Annotated in this window: 3 protein-coding genes and 1 tRNA gene; 3 read left to right on the top strand and 1 reads right to left on the bottom strand. The window is 63.9% G+C overall.

Annotation, left to right across the window (positions count from 1 at the left end; genetic code table 11):
• Both AC1DX0_RS30225 and betB read left to right on the top strand, forming a co-directional pair.
• Positions 1–1,054, top strand: a 1,054-nt coding sequence (locus tag AC1DX0_RS30225; RefSeq protein WP_477358093.1) for a GMC oxidoreductase, incomplete at its 5' end; no start/stop codon positions are given.
• Between the two features lie 80 nt (positions 1,055–1,134).
• Positions 1,135–2,598, top strand: coding sequence for a betaine-aldehyde dehydrogenase (gene betB, locus AC1DX0_RS30220; RefSeq protein ID WP_477219552.1), 1,464 nt, complete (start codon positions 1,135–1,137; stop codon positions 2,596–2,598).
• 214 nt (positions 2,599–2,812) lie between these two features.
• Here betB and AC1DX0_RS30215 read toward each other — a convergent pair whose 3' ends face one another.
• On the bottom strand, positions 2,813–5,062 hold the full coding sequence (locus AC1DX0_RS30215) for an AGE family epimerase/isomerase (RefSeq protein ID WP_477219553.1): 2,250 nt from the start codon (positions 5,060–5,062) through the stop codon (positions 2,813–2,815).
• Between the two features lie 191 nt (positions 5,063–5,253).
• On the opposite strand from AC1DX0_RS30215, the gene AC1DX0_RS30210 reads away from it, so the two are divergent.
• Positions 5,254–5,330 (top strand) — tRNA-Pro (locus tag AC1DX0_RS30210).
• Positions 5,331–5,523: the final 193 nt, after the last annotated feature.

Here is a 5,523-nt window from a genome sequence, read left to right as displayed (position 1 = left end):
TCTGAAGCCGGCTCTCAAACGCGGGAATGTTAGCCTGCTCAAGGGTTTCGCCCGCCGGGTGATCATAGAGAATCAACGCGCCATCGGCGTCGAGATCGAAGCTCACAAACAGATTCAAATCGTTAAGGCGCGACGTGAGGTGATCATCGCCGCCTCGTCGATCAACTCGCCAAAAATCTTGATGCTGTCCGGCATTGGACCGTCCGAGCATTTGCGCGAAAACGGCATCGCCGTCGTCGCCGACCGGCCCGGCGTCGGCCGCAATTTGCAGGACCATATGGAGCTTTATATCCAGCAGGAATCGACCAAGCCGATCACGCTGAATTCGGTGCTGAATCCGTTCTCGAAAGCATTGATTGGCGCGCAGTGGCTGTTCTTCAAGTCGGGCCTTGGCGCCACCAACCATTTCGAGGCGGCCGCTTTCGTGCGCTCGCGCGCCGGCGTCGACTATCCTGATATCCAGTACCACTTCATCCCGGCGGCGGTGCGCTATGACGGCAAGGCGGCGGCCAAGTCGCATGGTTTCCAGGCGCATGTCGGGCCGATGCGGTCGAAATCGCGCGGATCGGTGACACTGCGCTCGCCGGACCCGAAAGCACAGCCGGTGATCCGCTTCAACTACATGTCGCATCCGGACGACTGGGTGGAGTTCCGCCACTGCATCCGGCTGACCCGCGAAATCTTCGGCCAGTCGGCGTTCGACGCCTATCGCGGGCAGGAAATCTCGCCGGGCAGCCATGTGCAGTCGGACGACGATCTCGATGTCTTCATTCGTGACCATGCCGAGAGCGCCTACCATCCCTGCGGCACCTGCAAGATGGGCCGCGCCGATGAGATGATGAGCGTCGTCGATCCGGAATGCCGGGTCATCGGCGTCGACGGCCTGCGGGTCGCCGATTCCTCGATCTTCCCGCGCGTCACCAATGGCAATCTCAACGCGCCTTCGATCATGACCGGCGAGAAGGCGTCCGACCACATCCTTGGCCGCACGCCGCTGGCGCCGTCCAACCAGGAACCATGGATCAATCCGCGCTGGCAGACCTCGGACAGATAGCGCATGATCGACACGACAAATCGAGCTGCCCGATAGATTGAGCCGCCCATTTGGGCGCCGGACCACTTGGAGACCCCCCCATGCGCGCCCAGCCCACGGCATCGCACTATGTCAACGGACGCTACATAGAGGACGAAGGCGGCGCGCCGCTGCCGGTGATCTATCCGGCAACTGGCGAGGTCATCGCCACCCTGCATTCGGCGACGCCGAACGTGCTGGAGCTCGCCATCGAGGCCGCGCGGGCCGCGCAGCCGGCCTGGGCGCGGCTGAAGCCGGTCGAGCGCGGCCGCATCCTGCGCCGCGCCGCCGACATTCTGCGTGCCCGCAACGCCGATCTCGCCCGCATCGAGACGCTCGATACCGGCAAGGCGATCCAGGAGACGCTGGTGGCGGACGCACCATCGGCGGCAGACTGCCTTGAATATTTCGGCGGCGCGGTCGCCGCTTACAATGGCGAGTCCGTCGACCTCGGCGGACCTTTCGCCTACACGCGGCGCGAGGCGCTTGGCGTCTGCGTCGGCATCGGCGCCTGGAACTACCCGATCCAGATCGCCGGCTGGAAATCGGCACCGGCGCTCGCCATGGGCAACGCCATGGTGTTCAAACCATCGGAAAACACGCCGCTGTCGGCGCTGGCGCTGGCCGAGATCTACAGCGAGGCCGGCCTGCCCGACGGGCTGTTCAACGTCGTGCAGGGCTATGGCGATGTCGGCGCCGGGCTTGTCGGCCATGATGTCGTTGCCAAGGTTTCGGTGACCGGCTCGGTGCCGACCGGCCGCAAGGTGCTGTCGCTGGCCGGCTCGAAGATGAAGCACGCGACGATGGAACTCGGCGGCAAGTCGCCGCTGATCGTCTTCGACGATGCCGACATCGAAAACGCCATCGGCGGCGCCATGCTCGGCAATTTCTACTCGACCGGCCAGATCTGCTCCAACGGCACGCGCGTCTTCGTCCAAAGCGGCATCCACGACCGCTTCGTCGACCGTCTGATCGAGCGGACGAAAAAGATCCGCATCGGCGATCCGCTCGATCCCGAAACCCAGATGGGGCCGCTGGTCTCAAAGGCGCAGCACGACAAGGTTGTCGGCTATATCGCGATCGGCAAGCAGGATGGCGCCACGCTGGCCTGCGGCGGCAATGTGCCTTCGCTGCAAGGTTTTGACGGCGGCTTCTTCGTCGAGCCCACGGTCTTCACCGGCGTCACCGATAATATGCGGATCGCGCGCGAGGAGATTTTCGGGCCGGTCATGAGCGTGCTGAAATTCGACGGCGAAGACGAGGTGATCGACCGCGCCAACGACACCGAATTCGGCCTTGCCGCCGGCGTATTCACCCGCGACCTGTCGCGCGCCCACCGTGTCATCGCCGAATTGCAAGCCGGCACGTGCTGGATCAACGCCTACAATCTGACGCCAGTGGAAATCCCGTTCGGCGGCTTCAAGCAATCCGGCATCGGCCGCGAGAATTCGCTTGCGGCACTGGCGCTCTATTCGCAGCTGAAGTCGATCTATGTCGAGACCGGGGATGTCGCGAGCCCATATTGAATTGGCGATAGGCGAAAGCCGACGTGACAGCTGATCTCCCCCTTGCGGGGGAGATGTCCGGCAGGACAGAGGGGGGTGTGAAGGATCGCCGACCTTGCTCTGATCCATTCACCCTGAACATGCGTGGTGATCGTGAATAGGTGAGAGGCCGGCGGGACAGCACCCCCCTCTGCCTTGCCAGGCATCTCCCCCGCAAGGGGGGAGATTGGCAGCTTCAGCCGCTCAACCTTGTCTTCTCCGCCGTCCCATCCAGATACTGCGTCAACGCGCAGACCAGGTGATAAAAGATACTGGCCGGAACATCCGATGCCAGCGAACGGCCGCGTTCGTCGATGCGGTCGATCCACAGGCCGAGCGGGGCCGGGTCGATGTGCCAGCGGAACAGCCGGCCGACACGTTCCTCGATCTCCGGCTTGAGATCGGGTCCGCCCGAGCCGTCCAGCGCAATCGCCGCCTTGACCGCTTCGGCCTGTGGCCAGCTGCGCGAGATCAGGTCGAGCGGAAGCCCCTGCCGCGAGACGGCGCCATAGGCAAGGCCGGTGGCGCGGTTGAGGCCGTTGGCGATGGCCGAGGCATAGAGTTTCCTGGCAAAGCCGCTCAACTCGGCCTGGCCGCTGCGGCCGGCGAAATCGACCAGCAGCGAAGCCCATTCGAAGTGATGGCCAGGCTCGGTCCACGCGCCCTTCTCGCCGGCTGACGGCTTCCACTCGTCATCGAAATATTCGCCCAGCGTCCAGCTTTCCCGGTCGAAGAAATGGCTGCGGAAGAGATCGATGATGCGCGCCGCGCGGCGCAGATGGGCACGCTCGCCGGTTGCCTGGTGCCAGGCCAGGAACGCTTCGAGCAGATGCATGTGCGGGTTGGAGCGCCGCTCGCCCTCGCCGTCCGATGTTTCGAGGAAGCCGGTCATGCGATGGTCCTCGAGATGGGCATCGAGGAAGGCGAAGGTTTCCTCGCCGAGCCGCAAGGCATCGGGATTGCCCGACATATGCGCATGCGCCAGCGCGAGCAGCACGCAGGAATGATCGTAGGCATCCTCGGTGGCGTCGGCAACGGAGCCGTCGACATGCAGGGTGCGCACCCAACCGCCTTTGTCGGTGCGGCCATTTCTGACCATGAACTCGATGCCGTGACTGATCAGCCGGTCGGCCGAACCGTCCCAGCCGCGCGCGCTGGCGACGGCGAAGGCATAGACCTGCCTGGCTTGGGTACGCATGCGCTTGGGCTTCATCAGCGGCGTGGCGTCGAAGCTGAGCGCTTCATGGAAACCGCCATGGCGCTGGTCGACACCCGATGTCGACCACAGCGGCAAGGTCTCCTGAAACAGCCAATGGTGCACACGCCGCCGCCAGGCGCCGCTTTCGATGACGCGGTCATGCGCGGGCGTGAACCTGGTTTCCAGCCGGCCCGACTTTTCGAGCTGCTCGACGATCTTCTTGACGTGCTGGCTGTGGCTGACCGGAGCGACGAAAGTGGCATCAGCGGTCGAAACGATGGCGACATCCTTCATGCCGATCGCCGACAGCAGGCGGCCGTCGCTGCGGATGTAGGAGTTCTCGCAATCGATGGCGACGACATCTCCGATGACGACATTGCCTCGGTCGTCGGCCGGGCCGACGTCGAGCAGCGACTGCCAGGAGCCGAGATCGTTCCAGCGGAAATCGGCCGGCACCATGGCAATGCCTTGCGCCCGCTCCATGATGGCATAGTCGACCGAGATCGAGGGGATGGCCTCATAGAGTTCCAGCGGCATGTAGAGGCCGGACAGGTCCGATATCGCCGCCTTGTAGGCAGCTTCGGTGGCCTGCCAGATGTCGGGCTCGAAGGCGGCGAAGGCATCACGCATGGCAGCGGCGCGAAACAGGAAGATGCCGGTGTTCCAGTAAAAGCTTTCCGCCTTGAGATAGGCCTGCGCCGTCGCCAGGTCCGGCTTCTCGACGAAACGCGTGACGTCGAAGATGCCGCCCTGCGCGCCCGCCACCTCGATATAGCCATAGCCGGTCTCGGGCTGTGTCGGTTTGATGCCGAACACCACGAGCCGGCCGGCGTGCGCCGCCTCGGCGCCTGCCTCGACGCTCTGCCAGAATTGCCCTGGGGTTGATATTTCGTGATCAGACGGCACGACCAGGACCAGGCTGTCGCCGAATTCGGACAGGGTGCGCAGCGTTGCGAGTGCGATCGCGGCGGCGGTGTTGCGCCCCGTGGGCTCGAACAATGGACCACCGCCCGCGAGATCGAGGCCGGCCAGGTCGGCATGGACACGATCGGCATGGCGCTCGGAGGCGATCAGGAAGATCGGCGTTTCACCGGCCGGCCTTGCCGTCAGCCGGCGCAAGGTCTTGGCCAGCATGGAGCCATCGCCGGACAGGTCGTGAAACTGCTTCGGATTGTCCTCGCGCGACAGCGGCCAGAGCCGCGAGCCGACGCCGCCGCTCATGACAAAACTGACGATCCGTTCGGTCATTCGGGGTCTCGCTCAGAAGGCCGTTGGTGGCCCGGTTGCTAGCACACAAGCCTCAAGCGGTGTTAGTCCGATCGGGAGCGCGGTGGGATGCCAGCCACGCGCGTGGCGAAAGCTGAAGAAATGCGACGGAAGTGCTGCCATTGCCGCTTGCAGGAACGGAGTGTGGCGGCTATAAGCCCGCCGACTGGTCACGGAGTGTAGCGCAGCCTGGTAGCGCACCTCGTTCGGGACGAGGGGGTCGCAGGTTCAAATCCTGCCACTCCGACCAGACAAATCAAATACTTAGCATTCCCGAAAAATGCAACCTACCTGAACTACTGCCAGTCCGCCTTGACGACATAGCGGATTAAGGCGTGCTCGACTTCAAGGACCGCTTTGCCCTTATCTTCGTCGGGCGGCGCGCCACCGTGAAACCAAAACTATATTCCAGCGAACGGGCCGTGCTGCTCTTTCGTGATGGG

This window comes from Mesorhizobium sp. P3_A9, assembly GCF_056402975.1.
This window is presented reverse-complemented; position numbering and strand designations above follow the sequence as displayed.

What these genes read in the sequence shown, in the direction of transcription:
- betB (WP_477219552.1), top strand. Translation starts at nt 1,135, where the DNA reads ATGCGCGCCCAGCCCACGGCATCGCACTATGTCAACGGACGCTACATA.
- AC1DX0_RS30215 (WP_477219553.1), bottom strand. Translation starts at nt 5,062, where the DNA reads ATGACCGAACGGATCGTCAGTTTTGTCATGAGCGGCGGCGTCGGCTCG.